Origin of the sequence: Herbaspirillum sp. WGmk3 (assembly GCF_023952535.1) — a bacterium.
GTDB classification, from domain to species: domain Bacteria; phylum Pseudomonadota; class Gammaproteobacteria; order Burkholderiales; family Burkholderiaceae_D; genus Herbaspirillum; species Herbaspirillum huttiense.
Window position 1 is genome coordinate 728,467 of sequence record NZ_JAKYWT010000003.1, and the last position, 16,290, is coordinate 744,756.

The 16,290-nt window shown below is 65.3% G+C and carries 17 protein-coding genes; 6 read left to right on the forward strand and 11 right to left on the reverse strand.

Features of this window, described 5'->3' with window-relative positions; genetic code table 11:
* Entirely contained in the window at positions 1 to 3,189 is a 3,189-nt protein-coding gene (locus MKD49_RS15245) for an efflux RND transporter permease subunit (RefSeq protein WP_252696763.1), read from the reverse strand.
* A gap of 410 nt (positions 3,190 to 3,599) precedes the next feature.
* On the opposite strand from MKD49_RS15245, the gene MKD49_RS15250 reads away from it, so the two are divergent.
* Positions 3,600 to 4,478: an oxygenase MpaB family protein gene (locus MKD49_RS15250; protein ID WP_252696764.1), complete on the forward strand. Its 879-nt coding sequence runs from the start codon at positions 3,600 to 3,602 to the stop codon at positions 4,476 to 4,478.
* Positions 4,479 to 4,485: 7 nt separating this feature from the next.
* Here the strand turns inward: MKD49_RS15250 and MKD49_RS15255 are convergent, their stop codons facing one another.
* From MKD49_RS15255 to MKD49_RS15275, 5 genes are all read right to left on the reverse strand, one after another.
* Positions 4,486 to 5,388, reverse strand: a complete 903-nt coding sequence (locus tag MKD49_RS15255) for a hypothetical protein (protein WP_252696704.1) — start codon at positions 5,386 to 5,388, stop codon at positions 4,486 to 4,488.
* Positions 5,385 to 6,314: a hypothetical protein gene (locus tag MKD49_RS15260; protein WP_209569520.1), complete on the reverse strand. Its 930-nt coding sequence runs from the start codon at positions 6,312 to 6,314 to the stop codon at positions 5,385 to 5,387. The genes MKD49_RS15255 and MKD49_RS15260 overlap by 4 nt, the downstream gene beginning before the upstream one ends.
* A 64-nt stretch (positions 6,315 to 6,378) precedes the next feature.
* Positions 6,379 to 6,756 (reverse strand): cytochrome c family protein, encoded by a 378-nt coding sequence (locus tag MKD49_RS15265; RefSeq protein WP_252696705.1) that lies wholly within the window; start codon positions 6,754 to 6,756, stop codon positions 6,379 to 6,381.
* A gap of 31 nt (positions 6,757 to 6,787) precedes the next feature.
* Entirely contained in the window at positions 6,788 to 7,579 is a 792-nt protein-coding gene (locus tag MKD49_RS15270) for a DUF2145 domain-containing protein (RefSeq protein WP_121041185.1), read from the reverse strand.
* 21 nt (positions 7,580 to 7,600) lie between these two features.
* The gene (locus MKD49_RS15275; protein ID WP_134134172.1) at positions 7,601 to 8,011 is read right to left on the reverse strand and encodes a hypothetical protein; all 411 of its coding nucleotides are present in this window, start codon (positions 8,009 to 8,011) and stop codon (positions 7,601 to 7,603) included.
* Positions 8,012 to 8,218: 207 nt separating this feature from the next.
* Between MKD49_RS15275 and MKD49_RS15280 the strand changes: the two genes are divergently transcribed.
* The gene (locus MKD49_RS15280; RefSeq protein ID WP_252696706.1) at positions 8,219 to 8,962 is read left to right on the forward strand and encodes a helix-turn-helix transcriptional regulator; all 744 of its coding nucleotides are present in this window, start codon (positions 8,219 to 8,221) and stop codon (positions 8,960 to 8,962) included.
* Between the two features lie 5 nt (positions 8,963 to 8,967).
* Here the strand turns inward: MKD49_RS15280 and MKD49_RS15285 are convergent, their stop codons facing one another.
* From MKD49_RS15285 to MKD49_RS15300, 4 genes are all read right to left on the reverse strand, one after another.
* Positions 8,968 to 10,197: an MFS transporter gene (locus MKD49_RS15285; RefSeq protein WP_252696707.1), complete on the reverse strand. Its 1,230-nt coding sequence runs from the start codon at positions 10,195 to 10,197 to the stop codon at positions 8,968 to 8,970.
* The gene (locus MKD49_RS15290) at positions 10,194 to 10,541 is read right to left on the reverse strand and encodes a DMT family protein (RefSeq protein ID WP_034335429.1); all 348 of its coding nucleotides are present in this window, start codon (positions 10,539 to 10,541) and stop codon (positions 10,194 to 10,196) included. The genes MKD49_RS15285 and MKD49_RS15290 overlap by 4 nt, the downstream gene beginning before the upstream one ends.
* 78 nt (positions 10,542 to 10,619) lie before the next feature.
* Entirely contained in the window at positions 10,620 to 11,354 is a 735-nt protein-coding gene (locus tag MKD49_RS15295) for a hypothetical protein (RefSeq protein ID WP_252696708.1), read from the reverse strand.
* A 159-nt stretch (positions 11,355 to 11,513) separates the two neighbouring features.
* Positions 11,514 to 12,413 (reverse strand): LysR family transcriptional regulator, encoded by a 900-nt coding sequence (locus tag MKD49_RS15300; protein WP_252696709.1) that lies wholly within the window; start codon positions 12,411 to 12,413, stop codon positions 11,514 to 11,516.
* Between the two features lie 89 nt (positions 12,414 to 12,502).
* Here MKD49_RS15300 and speG point away from each other — a divergent pair, with 89 nt between their 5' ends.
* Both speG and MKD49_RS15310 read left to right on the forward strand, forming a co-directional pair.
* Positions 12,503 to 13,093 (forward strand): spermidine N1-acetyltransferase, encoded by a 591-nt coding sequence (gene speG / locus MKD49_RS15305; protein WP_252696710.1) that lies wholly within the window; start codon positions 12,503 to 12,505, stop codon positions 13,091 to 13,093.
* A 59-nt stretch (positions 13,094 to 13,152) separates the two neighbouring features.
* On the forward strand, positions 13,153 to 13,485 hold the full coding sequence (locus MKD49_RS15310; protein WP_121041199.1) for a multidrug efflux SMR transporter: 333 nt from the start codon (positions 13,153 to 13,155) through the stop codon (positions 13,483 to 13,485).
* Between the two features lie 17 nt (positions 13,486 to 13,502).
* Here MKD49_RS15310 and MKD49_RS15315 read toward each other — a convergent pair whose 3' ends face one another.
* Entirely contained in the window at positions 13,503 to 14,444 is a 942-nt protein-coding gene (locus MKD49_RS15315) for a GlxA family transcriptional regulator (protein ID WP_039783025.1), read from the reverse strand.
* A gap of 109 nt (positions 14,445 to 14,553) precedes the next feature.
* Here MKD49_RS15315 and MKD49_RS15320 point away from each other — a divergent pair, with 109 nt between their 5' ends.
* Positions 14,554 to 15,372, forward strand: coding sequence for an SDR family oxidoreductase (locus MKD49_RS15320; protein WP_252696711.1), 819 nt, complete (start codon positions 14,554 to 14,556; stop codon positions 15,370 to 15,372).
* 116 nt (positions 15,373 to 15,488) lie between these two features.
* Complete coding sequence (locus tag MKD49_RS15325; protein ID WP_252696712.1) at positions 15,489 to 16,247, forward strand: SDR family oxidoreductase; 759 nt, start codon at positions 15,489 to 15,491, stop codon at positions 16,245 to 16,247.
* Positions 16,248 to 16,290: the final 43 nt, after the last annotated feature.

Genomic DNA, 16,290 nt, shown 5'->3' on the forward strand with positions numbered 1-16,290 from the left:
TCAAGACTCCTGATGCGCGGGTCCGCCCGCCAGATGGCGTCGCCTTTCGGCGCGGCGGGCCAGCCGCTGATGCACACCGGCGAATACCACCGGTACGAAGAACAAGGTCGATACGGTGGCCAGCAGCAGGCCCCCGATCACGGCGCGCCCCAGCGGCGCATTCTGCTCGGCGCCCTCGCCCAGGCCCAGAGCCATGGGGATCATGCCGATGATCATCGCCAGCGCGGTCATGAGCACCGGACGGATACGGGTGGAGCCCGCTTCCAGGGCGGAGGCCAGCGGGGTCGCGCCTTCCTCGCGGCGCTGCCGGGCAAAGGCGACGATGAGGATACTGTTGGCGGTGGCTACCCCCATGGTCATGATGGCACCGGTCAAGGCCGGCACCGACAGCGTGGTGCCGGTGAGGAAGAGCATCCACGCAATCCCCGCCAGTGCAGCCGGCAAGGCGGCGATGATGATGGCCGCATCGATCCACGACTGGAAGTTCACCACCACCAGCAGGTAGACCAGCACGATGGCCATGGCCAGACCCACGCCCAGGCCGATGAAGGAGGACTGCATGGTCTCCACCTGGCCACGGATGACCACCTGGCTGCCGCGCGCCAGCTTGGGCTTGATCTCCTCCACCAGCTTGGCAACCTTGCCCGCCACGCTGGCCAGGTCGGTACCCTGCACGCTCACATAGACGTCGATGGCCGGCGAGATGTTGTAGCGCGAGGCCACCGCCATCTGGCGTCCCGCATGCACGTCGACCAGGTTGCCCAGCAGCTGCGGCGGCGTGGCGGCATTGGCACCGGCACCGACCGGGATGTTGAGCAGGGCATCGAGCGAATCGACCTGGTATTGCGGCGACTGCACCGCGATGCTGTAGACCACGCCATTGTTGGGATTGAGCCAGAAGGCCGGCTGTGTCTGCGAACTGCCGGACAAGGCGATCAGCAGGTTCTGCCCGACGTTGGCCGCAGACAGGCCGAACTGCTGCAGGCGCGTGCGATCCATGCGCAGGTCCAGCGAGGGGCCATCGAGGCGCTGGTGCACGTGGGCATCGACCGCGCCCGGAATCTGGCGGATCTGCTTGGTCAGTTCGGCGGCCAGGCGCGCGTTGGCTTCCATGTTGGGGCCGGTGAACTGCACGTCGATGGCGGCTGGCAGGCCGAAGTTGAGGATCTGGGTGACGATGTCGGCCGGCTGGAAGAAGAATTCGATGCCCGGGAAGCGGCGCGGCAACTGCTCGCGCAGCAGCGACACCAGTTCCTCGGTAGGACGATGGCCCTCCTTCAAGGCCATCAGGATCTCGCCATCGAGCGTGCCGATGGTGCCGGCATTGCTGTAGGAGAGGTTGATGCCGGAGTTGGGCACGCCCAGGTTGTCGAGGATGGTCTCCAGTTCCGAGGCCGGGATCAGTGAGCGGATGACGCGCTCGACTTCATCGGCGGCGCGCGCCGTTTCCTCGATGCGGGTGCCGGTCGGCATGCGCATGTGCAGGCGGATCTGGCCGCCGTCCACGTTGGGGAAGAAGTCGCGCCCGAGGAAGGGATAGAGCAGGCAGGACAGCAGGCAGAACCCCAAAAAGCCCAGCGCGAAACGGCGCCGGTGCGTCAGCAGCGAAGACAGTACCAGCGTATAGCCATGGCGCACGCGCTCGAAGCGGTTGTCGAAGGCGCGATAGAGCCGCTGCAGCAGGCTCTGCTTGGCGCTGTCGACCTGGCCGTGACTGCCCATGAGCAGCATCACCAGGGTCGGCACCAGGGTGCGGGAGAGCAGGTAGGAGGCGGCCATGGCGAACACCACCGCTTCGGCCAGCGGCACGAACAGGAAACGCGCCACGCCCGAGAGGAAGAACATCGGCACGAACACGATGCAGATGCACAGCGTCGCCACGAAAGCCGGCACGCCGATCTCGCCGGCCCCGACGATGATGGCGTCATGCAGCGGTTTGCCCAGGTGCAGGTGGCGTTCGATGTTCTCGATGGTGACGATGGCCTGGTCCACCAGGATACCCACCGACAGCGCCAGGCCGCCCAGGGTCATCAGGTTGAGCGTCTCGCCCAGCGCGGCCAGCATCAGGATGGCCGCCATGATGGACAGCGGAATGGTCAGCCCGATGATGAGCGTGCTGCGCCAGTTGCCCAGGAACAGCAGCACCATGGCGGCCGTCAGCCCGGCGGCGATGAGCGCCTCGCTGATGACGCCGGTCACCGCCGCCTTGACGAACAGCGACTGGTCGAACAGCGGCGTGATCTTGATGTCTTCCGGCAGGGTCTGGGCGGCAGTCGGCAGCAGCTTGCGCAGGTTGTCGACGATGTCCAGGGTAGAGGCCCCGCCATTCTTGAGGATGGACAGCAGCACGCCGCGCGCGCCATCCTGGCGCACCACGTTGGTCTGCGGCGAGAAGCCGTCGCGCACGTTGGCCACGTCCTTGAGGTAGATGGTGGCACCGTTGGCGGTGCGCACCGGCAGTTCATTCAAGCCGGCCACCGCTTCCGGCGAGCCGTTGAGCTTGACCGAATATTCGGTGCCCCCGAACTTGGCCGTACCGGAGGGCAGGATCAGGTTCTGGGTGTTGATGGCGTTGACCACGTCGATGGGCGAGAGGCCGCGCGACTGCAGCGCGGGCGTATCGAGGTCGACCGAGATCAGGCGCGTCTTGCCGCCATAGGGAAACGGTACGGCCACGCCGGGAATGGTGATGAGCTGCGGGCGCAGCGTCTGCACGGCGGTATCGAAGACGGTTTGCTCGGGCAGCGTGGGCGAGGACAGCGCCAGCTGCATCACCGGGATGCTGGAAGCCGAATACTTGATCACCAGCGGCGGCGTGATGCCCGGCGGCAGCTGGCGCAACTGCGACTGCACCGAGGCCACCACCTGGGCGATGGCGGTCTGGATGTTGGCCTTGGGCTGGAAGAACACCTTGATCACGGCCACCCCGGCCAGGGATTGCGACTCGATGTGTTCGATGTCGCTCACCACCGTGGTCAGGCCGCGCTCGTTCTGGGCGGCGATGCGCTGGCCCATCTCCTGGGCCGACAGGCCGTTGTAGTTCCAGATGACGGAGACCACCGGGATATTGATCTCGGGGAAGATGTCGGTGGCCATGTTCTTCAGCGTCAACGGCGTGGCCAGCACGATGAGCAAGGCCATCACGATGAAGGTGTACGGGCGGCGCAAGGCCAGCGCGACCATGTTCATGAACTGCGATCCCTGTGAAACGGGCAGGCCGGACCAGGCGCGCTGTGGCTCACCCATGTCCGCAGCCGGCATCCCGTGCGATGCCTGCCGTCCTCTCCCGCGATGCTGTATTTCGTCTTGCGCGGCGTGGCGTGCTTCCCCGGTGCCCCGATCGCGTTCCCTGAATTGCGCCGTTCTGCTCCCTGTCCTGCGGCCCCGATGTTGTTCTTCTGGGACCGTACGGCGTGGCTATTGTAACGGCCTCGCAGGCCGCGTGCAGAGGGCGTTGCGACAAATCGCTTTCTGACAGAAATGTCAGTGAAACGCTTCTCGCGGGCTGCAAACTGAACCGGAAAAATGTCCACATGACGGCCCCGGCAGGAATAATGTCGCTATGGCACACTGCCTTTCCCTTCCGCTTTTTCTGCATCATGGAATTCCTGCGCCAGCGCATCGAAGCCAATGTCCTCGCCATCAGCCGTGGCCCCGGCAGTGCCGATTTCCTGCAGCCCCCGGGCGACCCCGGCCTGTTCGGACCGGACTCGGCAGCGTGGCAGGTCCACAGCGATTTCACCGCCATGCTCACCGGCGGCGTCGCGGCACTGCTGCTGCAGATGCTGCATCCCCTGCCGCTGGCAGGCGTCTGGGACCACTCCAACTTCCAGGCCGACATGCTGGGCCGCCTGCGCCGCACCGCCCAGTTCGTGGCTGGCACCACCTTCGGCAGCCGGGCGGACGCCGAGCGACTGATCGCCCGCGTCAAACAGATTCATCTTGGCGTCACCGGAGTGGCACCCGACGGCCGACCTTATGCGGCCAGCGATCCGGACCTGCTCACCTGGGTCCACGTGGCCGAGGTGCATTGCTTCCTGCAAGGGTACCTGCGGTATCGCCGCCCGGATTTTCCGGCGGCGCGCCAGGATCAGTATCTCGATGAGATCGCCTGCGTGGCTGAAGCGCTTGGCGCACGCGAGGTGCCGCGTTCAAGGGCGGCCATCGCCGATTACATCGCGCGCATGCGCCCGCAATTGCGTTGCGACGATCGCACCCGCGCCACCTTGCAGCTGGTCTTGAATGCGCCTGCTCCCAATGCGGTAGCGCAACCGTGGACACGGCTAATGATGCGCGGTGGCGTGGACCTGCTGCCGCCGTGGGCACAGGAGATGCTGGGCGTGACGCCACGCGGACCGCTACGGCGCGAACTGCTGCGGCGCTCGGTATTGCTGGCCGCGCAGCCGATCCGCTGGGCCATGCGCAATGGCTCGATCCACCTGGCACGCCGGCGCATGGGCTTGCCGCCACAGCCTTGACGATCGCTCAGGAAAACAGACCCAGGCTGTCATCGGTGGCGATGGCCACGGCACCGGCCGCCGCTGCTACCGGTGCCAGATCGGTGGCATCGCGCTGACTGCGGCTGTCCGAGGCTTCGCTGCGGCCTTCGGGGCCACTGGTGTCGCCGCTGCCATCGCGGCCGTTGTCCCAATCTCCGCTGGCACCGCCGCCATCGAACTGGCCCTGGAAGGCATCCGGATCGGAATTGCGCTCACTGACGTCGCGGAACAGGCTCACGCCCTGGCTGGACGTGGTGAAGCTGAACAGGGCGACATTGTCTTCGTCATCGCGGCGCTGCGCGCGGCGTCGTGTCACCGGCTGTACCGCCGGCAGTTGTGCCAGCAACGCGCGCAGCTGGAGCCAGCGCGCTTCCTCCAGGCCGCTGCCGCTGTGCAGCGATTGCCGGATCAGCTGCACCAGCGCCACCAGCGCACGGGACGCGGTCAGCAATGCGCGCCGCTCCTGATCCAGGCGATCCAGCTCGGCGCGCAAGGCGGCAAGCTGCCCATGGCGCTGGCGGTCGATATGGCGGGTCAGGCGCACACGCATCAGGGCCAGCGCCTCGCGATAGGCGGGACCGGCCAGCCACGCCATCCAGCCGAACCACATGCAGCGGCGCTGATGGCGGGCGAAGCTGTCGAGGATGAGTTCATCGACGAAATCGGGCACGTCCCGCTGCAGGCGCGCCAGCGTGGAGCGCGAGATGGCGGGCAGCAATTGTTTTTCCACCAGCCGGATGCGATAGCGGCGGCGCTGGCGATCGGCGATCTCGATATCGCGCCGGATCTTCTTCAGACGCGGACTGAGTGCGCTGTCAGCCTGTTCGAGAAGCGGCAGGGCTGCGCGCAATTCGGCACGCTGGGCGTCGGTCAAGGGAGGGATGCTCATGCGGCCAGCTCCTCGCCGTCTTCGTGACGGCTGGCAAAGTAACGCGCGAAATAATCGCGCAGGCCCGGCTTGTCCATCGTCGCGGCCCATTCCAGCGGCTGGCCGGGATGGATGGCGAGGTCGTTCCAGGGGTCGTAGCCGAGGTCGGTGATGTCGTGCATGCGCAGGAAGTAGCGGCGATTGACGGCATCGCCATGCCACAGGTGGCGGATGTGGCCGGGTACCACGCCCAGGCTGCCGCGCACCTCTGCGTGGAAACGCGCGCTCCATGCGCGCAGATGCGACAGCTGGCGCGGCTCATGCTTGAGCGCATTGCGGATGCAGAAGTTGCAATCGTTGAAGATGGCATGCGCCATGAAGTGATCGGCGCTGCCGGAGATCGCACATTCATAGAGGCCGACGCGGTCGAAGATGTCGCGATGCATGGCCCAGCCATAACCGGTGTGGCCGTGCAGGTCGTAGCGTCCGGCATTGAGCGTGGCGGGATCCCTGGCCATCACGCTGGCGAAGGAATGGCAGAGGTCCGGCGTGGCTCCGGGCTGACCGTGACGATCCAGCCGTGTGCAGGTCTCGAACACCTGCACCACCCGATGCCGTTGCAGTGCCTGTACCAGATCGGCCGGCCAGCGCGGATTGTCGAACAGGATGTCGCAATCGATCCAGGCGACGAAGCGGCAGCTTGCAGGTAGCCAGGAAGCGCCGAGATTGAGCAGTCTTTCCTTTTGCCACAGCAGGGTTTCGGAGCGGATCTGGATCACGTCCAGGCTGGGCGGCAGGTCGAAGGGCGCATCGCCGAAGGCACATTCCACGGTCAGGCAGGGGACGCCGGCCTCCCGCATGCCCTGCATGAACAGTCCGTAATTGCGCCGCCGGCTGGCATAGCCGACCGGATTGAAATAGGTGGTGATGACGAACAGCTCGGACATGGCGCGGCGCTCTTGTTGTCGTTATGGCTGATAGACGCTGATGCGTCAGCCGCCTAGACCGCGCTTATTGCTGGAAAGTTCGCAGATAGGCCAGGATGTCGTCGATCTGCTTGTCGCTGCCGATGCCCCAGAAGCGCATCTTGTTGCCGGGGACGACATCGCTGGGCGCCTTGAGGAAGGCCCGCAATTTGTCTTCGGTCCAGATGAAGCCGGACGAGGCCATCGCCGGAGAATACTTGAAATCGGTGGTGGAACCGGCCTTGCGCCCGATCACATTGGACAGCTGCGGACCGAAGCCGGCGCGCGCCGAGGGGCCTACCGCATGACAGCTGGCGCATTTGGCGAAGGCGGCGCGGCCCGCCGCGACATCTCCCGCCCCCAGTGCGGACAACGGAGCAACAGCAATGACAAGGGCGAATGCCAGGCAATGATTCGGGCGCATGGGTCGTTCCGGCCAACGCCGGCATCAGGAATTACTGGATCACGAAATGGCTGGCTTCGAGACCGGCTTTCTGCAGGAAAGCCAGCAGCGAATCCGCCGTAGTGGTCTCGATTCTATCGCTGAAGCGCAAGGCGTTGGGATGATCGTCAAAAGCGATGTTGGCCTTGAACATGCGTCCGCCCAGGCGCGTCATCGGTCCCAGGTTCAAGGTGTCCGGCACGTAGCCCTTGAACTTCAGCCAGGCCTGCGCCTGCTCGCGCGTGGTGATCTGCGGCTCCAGCGCCATGGCGAGCATTTCGTTGACCCACTGGTTGGACTGCTGGTAGCGCGTCGCCCAGGGATAAGCCAGCATGTTGTACTGCGCTTCATGCAGGCGCGTGACCTGCGGGCGCACGAGGATCGCACGCAGGCGCTGTTGCACCTCCGGCTGCGGCACGGCCACATAGGCCTCCAGCAGGAAGGGAGAGTCCATGAAGAACTGCCCCAGCCCCTGTTCATAGAGATTGCTCACGGCCGTTCCGCATTCGTTGAGCTTGTGGACCACAACCCACTGCTGGCCATCGCGATAGGCAAACGCCAGGTGCGAATAGCGTTGCCGGTACTTGCTCAGGTCTTGCCCGACACGGCCGATGATGACCACGTCTGCACCGCTGGCATTGAGCCGCTCGACGGTGCGCACGGCCATGTCCAGCTGGGCTTGCACGGCGGTGGCATCAGGGATGGCCGGTTCGCAGGACTGGCCGGCATGCGCCGCCAGCGGTGCTGCGACGGCCAGGACCAGACCGGCAAGCAGGCATTTGATACGAAGTTGAAACAAAGCCATGGCGATCTCCCCTTGTGCCGGTCAGGACAGTTTCTCGCTCTTGAGCAGCGCCCGGCCCAGCGCATTGGGAATGATCGCCAGCACCTTGCCGGAGGCCACCAGCAGCGTGCCGGACGCAGAGGTCACGAACGTGACCGATTCACCGACGCCCACCGAGGCCGCGCCGCTGACATTGGCACCGACCGTGACCGAACCACGGATGCCCTCGCCCACTTTTTCCAGCACATAGACCGTACCATCGGCGGAGGCTTCCACGCCCTTGACCACGTAGCGTCCGCCTTCGGAAATGAAGGCGGCAGGCAGCATCACCGAGACCACCACCGACACGGTGGACGCATCGCTGTTGCGCGACTGGGCATGTACGGGGGCGCTCAGGAGGGCGGCGATCAAGACGCAGGAAAGCGTGAGGCGATGCAGCAGCGGGCTGTTCATGATGGACTCCTTGTTCTTTGACTGATGAGGGATGGGATGTGATTTCTGCTTGCCGTTCCGCCTTGGCGGGCCAGCGGGACGCACTGTAGCAATGCCCCTGCAGAACGTGGATCACCTCATCAGAAAGCGCAGTTCCTGTCGCATCTGGTATCGAAATACAATACCGGCCAAACATCGCGCGCCGCGCGCATCACAAGGAGGAAGGACATGGCCCAGGCCGAATCACTGGTCAATGCATTGAAGAATCTGCTCAAGGCGCGCGGCATCACCTATGCGCAGCTGGCCAAGGGACTGGGCCTGAGCGAGGCCAGCGTCAAACGCATCTTCGCCGAGCGCAGCTTCACATTGGAGCGGCTGGATCAGGTCTGCACGCTGCTGGGCATCCAGATCAGCGACCTGGCGCGCATGGTGGTGGCCGAGCAGCCGGTGCCCTCGCGCCTGACCGAAGAACAGGAAAAGAAACTGGTGGCCGATCCCAGGCTGCTGCTGGTGGCCGTGCATGCCCTGCACCAGTGGACGCTGGAAGACATCCTCGCCAGCTTCGCCATGAGCAAGGCCGAATGCATCCGCCTGCTGACGCGGCTGGACAAGCTGGGCATCCTCGACCTGCTGCCCAACAACCGCATTCGCGTGCGCGTCGCGCCGGATTTCACGTGGCTGCCGGGCGGACCGATCCAGCAGTATTTCCGCGCGCAGTTGCGCAATGATTTCTTCAACTCCCATTTCGACAAGCCGGGCGAGAAGATGATCATGGTCAGCGGCACGCTTTCCGAGGAAAGCAATGCCGCCGTGCAACGCGCCATGAACCGGCTGTCCTCCGACTTCCTCAGCGCGCATCAACAGGACCTGTCGCTGCCGCTGGAACGGCGTCATGGCACGGCGCTGATCGTGGCCCTGCGGCCGTGGACACCGGCGCAATTCCGCGACCTGCGCCGTGAGGAAGGCGAATAAGACGATTACTTCGCCACCGCCACCGGCCGGCCGCCCGGCGCATGATCGCGCCGCTCGGCCAGCACACCCCACACCACCAGTGCCAGCAAGGCGATCCCGGTCAGGGCCGCAAAGGCCGCGCCATAACCGTAATGCTTGGCCACCACGCCGGCCAGCGCCGGGCTCATGGCTGCACCGATGGACTGGATGGTCGTGACCGCACCCAGGCCGATGTTGATGTGGCCGCTACCCTGCAGGATGCGCGCCACCGAGCCCGGCAGGGCCACGCCCAGCAGCCCCGCACCGACGCCATCGAGCATCTGCACCGGCAACAGCGCCCAGGCCGAATCCCAGACCCCGGCCACCAGGCCGCGCACCGGCAACGCCAGCAGTGCCACGGTAATGAGCAGCCAGTAGCCCTTGCGGTCGGCGAAGCGGCCCGCAAAGAGCGCCGTGGGAATCATCACCAGTTGCGCCACGATCACGGTCAGCGCCGTATAGAGCGCCGGATCGGCATGGCCGCGCGAGACCACCGACTGGCTCAGCAAGGGCAGCATGGCCGCATTGCCCAGATGGAACAGCATCATCGCCAGCGCCAGCAGCATCAGCGGGCGCGACCCGGCCAGCACGCGCCAGGTGGACACCTGCGGCTGGTCGGTGGCACGTTCGGGGTCGAGGCCACGGGCGACATCATGGTCGATGTCCTCGGGACGGATGCGCGAGAGGCACACCAGCGAAGCCACCGCCATCACCGCCATCAGCACGAACACCGCCGGCAAGCCCCAGAAGTAGCCGAGTGCACCGGCCAGCGCCGCCGAGAAGACATTGCCGCCGTGGTTCCAGGCCTCATTCTTTCCGAGCTGCGAAGGCAGGCCCTGCTGGCCGACGATGCCCAGCGTCAGGCCGGCAATGGCCGGTCCGATGATGGCGCCGACGATGCCGGTACCGACCTGCGACACCGCCGTGATCGTGAAGCTGGGCGAGACCAGCAACAACAGCGAGCCCGCCACCACCAGCACCGAGCCGATGCCGACCACCAGCCGCTTGGCGCGCACCGCATCGGTCAGCGCCCCGGCGGGCGTGGTGGCCAGCATGCCGGCAATGCCGCCCAGCGTCATGACATAGCCGATGTCGTCCGCGGCCCAGCCGTGACCCATCAGGAACACACCGAGGAAAGGGCCGAGCCCGTCGCGCACATCGGCCAGGAAGAAATTCAGCCTGGAGAGCCAGGCGATCGAGCCCGCTTTGGTGTTCATCCGATGGGCCCCTTGAAGATGAAGAAGGCACCCAGGCAGATGCAGCCGAAGCCGACCAGGTGATTGATGGTGAACTGCTCACCCAGGTACAGCACCGAGAAGATCGAGAACACCACCAGCGTGATGACCTCCTGCATGGTCTTCAGTTCGGCGGCGTTGTAGACCGAGTGGCCGATGCGGTTGGCGGGCACCGCGAAGCAGTATTCGGCCAGGGCGATGCCCCAGCTGACCAGGATCACCAGGTACAGCGGCCGGTTCTCGAACTTGAGGTGGCCGTACCAGGCAAAGGTCATGAAGACGTTGGAGATGATCAGGAAAACAATGGGAAGGATTTTTGGCGACATGGTTCTTATTCTTTATCAGGTGGATGAAATGACACGCGGAGAATCGGGCAGACCGCCGGCCTGCCCTGCCGCAACCCCTTATCGGACGCGGCTGTACAGCGGTTGCAGGGAATCCGCGCTGGCCCCGACATCAATGGCCTCGATGGCGGTACCGAAACTGTTGCGGGTCCCCAAGCCATTGGCAGCAAACGGCGCGCCAGGTTCCAGCGGCGTGCGCAGACTGTCGGGGGCAAAGCGCACGATGCTGCCGTCATCCAGGATGACGCCATTGGCTTCGCCGCGCGGGCCGGTCAGGACCATGGCGATCTTGCCGCGCACCGAGAGCTGGCGCAGTTGCGCAGCGCGCAGATGAGGCGGCAGCGGCGGGTTGGCATCGAAGGCCGGCGGGCGGTCGATCACGGTCTGGCCGTTGGCCAGATTGACGATGGCATCGGCCTTGATCACGCCGGCCGCTTCAGCCTGGCCGAAGATGCGCACCGACTGGCCCGGCTTGACCGCGTTCTGCAGCGTCTGCGACAGGTGCGGCGGGAACTTGATCACGGTGCGCTCGCCCACCATCAGGCCATCGACTTCGCCATAGGGATTGATCAGGAAGCGGCTTACGCGGCCCTCGGTGATGGGAGCCTGCGCGGTCATGGCGGCGTCATAGGTGGCGGGCGGGGCCGGCGGGGCCATCGGGCCGGCGACCGGCGCGGCACCCGGCGGAGGCAGAGCAGGCGGCAAGGCCTGGGCTTGCGCCGCCATCATCGAACCCAACAGGGCCAGGGCCGAGAGCGCGGCCAGCGAACGGGGGAGGAAGGTGGAACGGTTCATGACAACTCCTTTGAGGTGAGAGGGGTACACCCTCTTTTGCAAACCCCGTGCCTGCCACGAATCCCTTTTAAATCAATGACTTGCGAACTTCCCCTCAGGCACATGTGTCCGTTCCCGTGACACCTTGGCGTCCGCTGCCGGACACTCTCCGCGCCGCCGTCACATGTCTTCGCCCAGCACCGCCTGTCCCTGGCTGCTCAGCAACTGGCCGAAGCGCTCGCCTATCCATTGCGCGGTACTCCCCAGCGGGCGGCCCGGCAGCCATAGCATCTGCACCGACAGCAGCGGCAGGGCCAGCGCCGGACAGCGCAGCGGCACCAGTGCCTTGGCATGATCGAAATATTCGGCGACGTTGACCGGCAGGATGGCCCAGCCCAGGTTGTCGGCCACCATCTCGGCGATGCTGTAGTGATTGTCGGAGCGCCACAGCTTGGGGCTGTAGACCGGTTCTTCGACGCCATCGGCCTGCAGGATCAGTTGCCGGTATTGCGCCAGGTCGGTCTTGCGCAGGCGTTCGCGTGCGGCCAGCGGATGGCGCGGCGAGACGAAGATGCCTTGCGCCACCGAGCCGATGTGGCGCTGGTCGAAGCCGCTGGCCACGCGTCCCCGGTCGAAGTGAAAGCCGATGTCGGCGCGGCGCTGCTGCACGGCTGCCACCACTTCGGCCGGGGTGCCATCGAGCAAGGTCAGTTCCAGCGCCGGCGCGCGCGCCGACAATTCCCGCAGCAGCACGCGCAGGGCGGCATAGGGCAAGGCCTCGTCCAGCACCATGGTCAGGCAGGCTTGATCGCCCAGCGAAAAGGACCGGGCCCGTTCGTCCAGCGCATCGGCCTGGCGCAGCACCTCGCGCGCTTCCTGCAGCATGGCCGCGCCGACCTCGGTGAGGCCGGCCTTGTGGGCCGAACGGTCAAAGAGCGTGACGCCGAGATCGACTTCCAGCAGCGCGATGGCCGTACTGACCGCCGATTGGGCCCGGCCCAGGTGGCGTGCGGCGGCGCTGATGGAGCCCTGTTCGGCTGCAGCGACGAACTGGCGCAGTTGATCGAGATTCCATTGCATGTGGCACTCCATCTGAATTATCGATAGATATTATCTTTGTCGATCTGCCCTGACGGTGGATCATACTGGTTTTCCCACAAGGAGATTCCATGCAGAAATCACATGACCTCACCCGGACCGTGCGCCTGCGTCCGCTGGAGCGCGAAGACCTGCGCTTCGTCCATCACCTGAACAACAATGCGACGGTGATGCGCTACTGGTTCGAAGAACCTTATGAAACCTTCGCCGAACTCTCGGCCCTGTTCGAGGCGCACATCCACGAGCAGAACGAGCGCCGCTTCATCGTCGATGCCGATGGCGACAGCAGCGGCCTGGTGGAACTGGTGGAAATCAACACCGTCCACCGCAGTGCCGAATTCCAGATCATCATCGCGCCCGCCTGCCAGGGGCGCGGGCTGGCGGTGCAAGCCACGCGGCTCGCGCTGGACTATGGCTTTTCAGTGCTGAACCTGCACAAGATCTACCTCATCGTCGACCGCGAAAACGAGAAGGCCGTGCATGTCTACGCCAAGGCCGGCTTCCGGCAGGAGGGTGTGCTGAAGGAGGAATTCTTCATGAACGGCCAGTACCGCGACGTGATCCGCATGGGCATCTTCCAGCGCGATCACCTGGCCCGCATGCAGGCCGAACCGGCACAGCAACACGCCGCACCCGCCACCGTAGAGACGGCGGTGCATTGAACCGCGCGCACTGAACTCAATGAGTGCGTCGAATTGATTTATCCACAGGAGAATCCAGCATGTCCGCTTACCTGACCCTGGCGGTGGCCATCGTGGCCGAGGTGATTGCCACCACCGCCCTCAAATCCTCACAGGGATTCACACGGCTGTTGCCGGGCATCATCGTGGTGCTGGGCTATGGAGTGTCCTTCTATTGCCTGTCGCTGACCCTGCGCACCATGCCGACCAGCGTGGCCTATGCCATCTGGTCGGGCGTGGGGCTGGTGCTCATCACGCTGGCCGCCTGGCTGATCCATCAGCAACGGCTGGACTGGCCGGCCGTGGCCGGCATCGCGCTCATCGTCGCCGGCGTGATGGTGATCAACCTGTTCTCGTCCAGCGCGGCGCACTAGCGCGCATCAAGCGCCCATCAGGCGCGCACTTCGCGCCGCATCGATTGCGGTGCCACGCCAAAGCCGCGCAGGAAGACTTCGCGCATGTGGCGGCGATCCCGGAAACCGGTCTCGCGCGCCACCACTTCCAGCGGATGGCGGCTTTGCTCGATCATCAGCCGTGCCGCTTCCAGCCGCAGCCCCTCGATGGCCTTGGCCGGGGATTGCCCGGTCTCGGCCGTGAACACGCGGGTGAACTGGCGCGCACTCAGGTTGGCCTGCTCGGCCAGTTCCTCCACCGTCAGCGCGCGCTTGAGATGGCGGCGCGCATAGTTCAGTGCATCCTGGATGCGATCCGTCTTGGGGGCCAGCGCCAGCATTTCCGAATGCTGCGACTGGCCACCGGCGCGATGCTGGTGCATTACCAGCTTGTGCGCCACGCTGCGCGCCACTTCCTCGCCCAGGTCCTTGCCGACCATGGCCAGCGCCAGGTCCAGCCCGGCAGTCATGCCGGCCGAGGTCCACAGCGGGCCATCGACGATGTAGATGCGATCGTCTTCGATCTGGATGTCGGGAAAGCGCGCACGCATCGCCGCAGCAAACGCCCAGTGCGTGGTGGCGCGGCGGCGTGCCAGCAGCCCCGACTCGGCCAGTACGAAACCGCCGGTACAGATGCCGGCGATGCGCCTGGCCTTCTTTGCCGCCCGTTGCAGGAAGGCGCGCTCCTCCTGGCTCGCCGGCGACTCAAGCGGATTGCCCACCCCGCACACCACCCAGGTATCGATGGTGGCCGTGGCAGCCGCCCTGGTGGTGCTCACGCGCATGCCCAGGGATGACGTGATCTCGCCACCCGCGACCGAATAGTTGTGCATGCGGTAGAAGTCGTGGCCCACGACCTTGTTGGCATATTCAAAGACCGACTGGGTGGCCAGGCCCATGACCTGGAAACCTTCGGTGAGCAGGTAGCCGATGTGGTGCATGTCCGGACTCCGTGATGATGTCTCAAAACACTACCATATACGTCATTCAGGAAGTCCGCAAGCGGCCTAAGATGCACTCCATCGACAACCCACACCGAAGGAGAACAGCATGAACCAGCCGCACACCCAAGTCCGTCGTGGTACCGCCCTCGTCACCGGTGCCTCATCCGGCATCGGTGCCATCTACGCCGACCGTCTGGCCCGCCTGGGCTACGACCTGATCCTGGTGGCCCGCAACCGCGACCGCCTCAATACCCTGGCCGCGCGCATCACCACCGAAACCGCCCGTAACGTTGAAGTGCTGGAAGCCGATCTTGGCCAGGCTGCATCGCTGGCCCAGGTGGAAGAAAAGCTGCGCAGCGATGCCAGCATCACCCTGCTGGTCAACAACGCCGGCATCGGTACCCACACGCCGCTGCTGCAAAGCAAGGTCGAGCACATGACCGACATGATCGCGCTCAACGTCACCGCACCGACCCGCCTGACCTATGCCGCCGTGCCCGGTTTCGTGGCCCGTGGCCGGGGCGCCGTGATCAACATCTCCTCCATCGTGGCCGTGGCGCCGGAAGTGCTCAATGGCGTCTATGGCGGCAGCAAGGCCTTCGTGCTGGCCTTCTCGCAATCACTGCATCATGAACTGGCTACCCAGGGCGTGCAGGTCCAGGCCGTGCTGCCGGGTGCCACCGCCACCGATTTCTGGGCCATCGGCGGCCTGCCGGTGGAACACCTGGACCCGGCCATCGTGATGTCGGCCGAGCAGATGGTGGATGCGGCGCTGGTCGGCTTCCAGCGCGGCGAGCTGGTCACCATCCCCTCGCTGCATGACGAAACGGCCTGGACCCGTTTCGACAGCGCGCGCCAGCAGATGGCGACCCAGCTCTCTGCCAATACCCCGGCACCGCGCTATGCCGGTAGCGATCTCCACTGAGCAGCCCCCAAGGCCCCCGGTTCCTGCCTTTTTTGCCCTGATATGAAGCTTGCCGCCACGGCCCCCTGCGGGCGGGTGTGTGCGGCCTCACTCTACTGACCTAGTGAAGGAAAATCATGAAACTCACCGACAACACCCTCTTCATCACCGGTGGCACCTCCGGCATTGGCCGCGCACTGGCCGAAGCCTTCCACCGGCTGGGCAACCAGGTCATCATCGGCGGCCGCCGCAAGGCCCTGCTCGATGAAGTGACCGCCGCCAATCCCGGCATGCAGGCCATCGAGTTCGACGTCTCCAGCCTGGCCAGCATCGAGTCCGCCGCCGCCACGCTCAAGGCGCGCTTCCCCACGCTGAACGTGCTGATCAACAATGCCGGCATCATGCCCTTCGACGACGCCGGCGGCACCATCGACGACCAGGTCAGCCGCAGCATCCTCGACACCAACCTGCTCGGCCCGATCCGCCTGACGTCGGCCCTGATCGACCTGCTCAAGGCCCAGCCGCGCGCCACCATCATCCACAACACCTCGGTGCTGGCCTATGTACCGCTGGCGGTGACCGCCGTCTATTCGGCCAGCAAGGCGGCGCTGCATTCGTATGCGATGTCGCAGCGCTTCATGCTGCGCGACACCTCGGTGCGGGTGCAGGAGATCGCCCCGCCCTGGGTCGATACCGATCTGGTCAAGAAGAGCGGCGACCCGCGCGCCATGCCGCTGGAGGCCTTCGTCGCCGAGACCATGGCCAAGCTGGCCGGCGATGAGGAAGAGATCATCGTCGAGTCCGTCAAGCCGCTGCGTGACAACCCCGGTGCCAATGAACACGCGCTGGTCAACGGCTTCAATGCGGCGCTGATCGCCAATCCGATTCCGGTCTGATCGTCTTGCGGTGCGCTGTCATGCAGCGCACCGCACCGTAGCC

What these genes read in the sequence shown, in the direction of transcription:
- MKD49_RS15325 (WP_252696712.1), top strand. Translation starts at nt 15,489, where the DNA reads ATGAAACTCACCGACAACACCCTCTTCATCACCGGTGGCACCTCCGGC.
- MKD49_RS15280 (WP_252696706.1), top strand. Translation starts at nt 8,219, where the DNA reads ATGGCCCAGGCCGAATCACTGGTCAATGCATTGAAGAATCTGCTCAAG.
- MKD49_RS15270 (WP_121041185.1), bottom strand. Translation starts at nt 7,579, where the DNA reads ATGGCTTTGTTTCAACTTCGTATCAAATGCCTGCTTGCCGGTCTGGTC.
- speG (WP_252696710.1), top strand. Translation starts at nt 12,503, where the DNA reads ATGCAGAAATCACATGACCTCACCCGGACCGTGCGCCTGCGTCCGCTG.
- MKD49_RS15310 (WP_121041199.1), top strand. Translation starts at nt 13,153, where the DNA reads ATGTCCGCTTACCTGACCCTGGCGGTGGCCATCGTGGCCGAGGTGATT.
- MKD49_RS15300 (WP_252696709.1), bottom strand. Translation starts at nt 12,413, where the DNA reads ATGCAATGGAATCTCGATCAACTGCGCCAGTTCGTCGCTGCAGCCGAA.
- MKD49_RS15260 (WP_209569520.1), bottom strand. Translation starts at nt 6,314, where the DNA reads ATGTCCGAGCTGTTCGTCATCACCACCTATTTCAATCCGGTCGGCTAT.
- MKD49_RS15250 (WP_252696764.1), top strand. Translation starts at nt 3,600, where the DNA reads ATGGAATTCCTGCGCCAGCGCATCGAAGCCAATGTCCTCGCCATCAGC.
- MKD49_RS15290 (WP_034335429.1), bottom strand. Translation starts at nt 10,541, where the DNA reads ATGTCGCCAAAAATCCTTCCCATTGTTTTCCTGATCATCTCCAACGTC.
- MKD49_RS15265 (WP_252696705.1), bottom strand. Translation starts at nt 6,756, where the DNA reads ATGCGCCCGAATCATTGCCTGGCATTCGCCCTTGTCATTGCTGTTGCT.
- MKD49_RS15245 (WP_252696763.1), bottom strand. Translation starts at nt 3,189, where the DNA reads ATGAACATGGTCGCGCTGGCCTTGCGCCGCCCGTACACCTTCATCGTG.
- MKD49_RS15295 (WP_252696708.1), bottom strand. Translation starts at nt 11,354, where the DNA reads ATGAACCGTTCCACCTTCCTCCCCCGTTCGCTGGCCGCGCTCTCGGCC.
- MKD49_RS15255 (WP_252696704.1), bottom strand. Translation starts at nt 5,388, where the DNA reads ATGAGCATCCCTCCCTTGACCGACGCCCAGCGTGCCGAATTGCGCGCA.
- MKD49_RS15285 (WP_252696707.1), bottom strand. Translation starts at nt 10,197, where the DNA reads ATGAACACCAAAGCGGGCTCGATCGCCTGGCTCTCCAGGCTGAATTTC.
- MKD49_RS15275 (WP_134134172.1), bottom strand. Translation starts at nt 8,011, where the DNA reads ATGAACAGCCCGCTGCTGCATCGCCTCACGCTTTCCTGCGTCTTGATC.
- MKD49_RS15320 (WP_252696711.1), top strand. Translation starts at nt 14,554, where the DNA reads ATGAACCAGCCGCACACCCAAGTCCGTCGTGGTACCGCCCTCGTCACC.
- MKD49_RS15315 (WP_039783025.1), bottom strand. Translation starts at nt 14,444, where the DNA reads ATGCACCACATCGGCTACCTGCTCACCGAAGGTTTCCAGGTCATGGGC.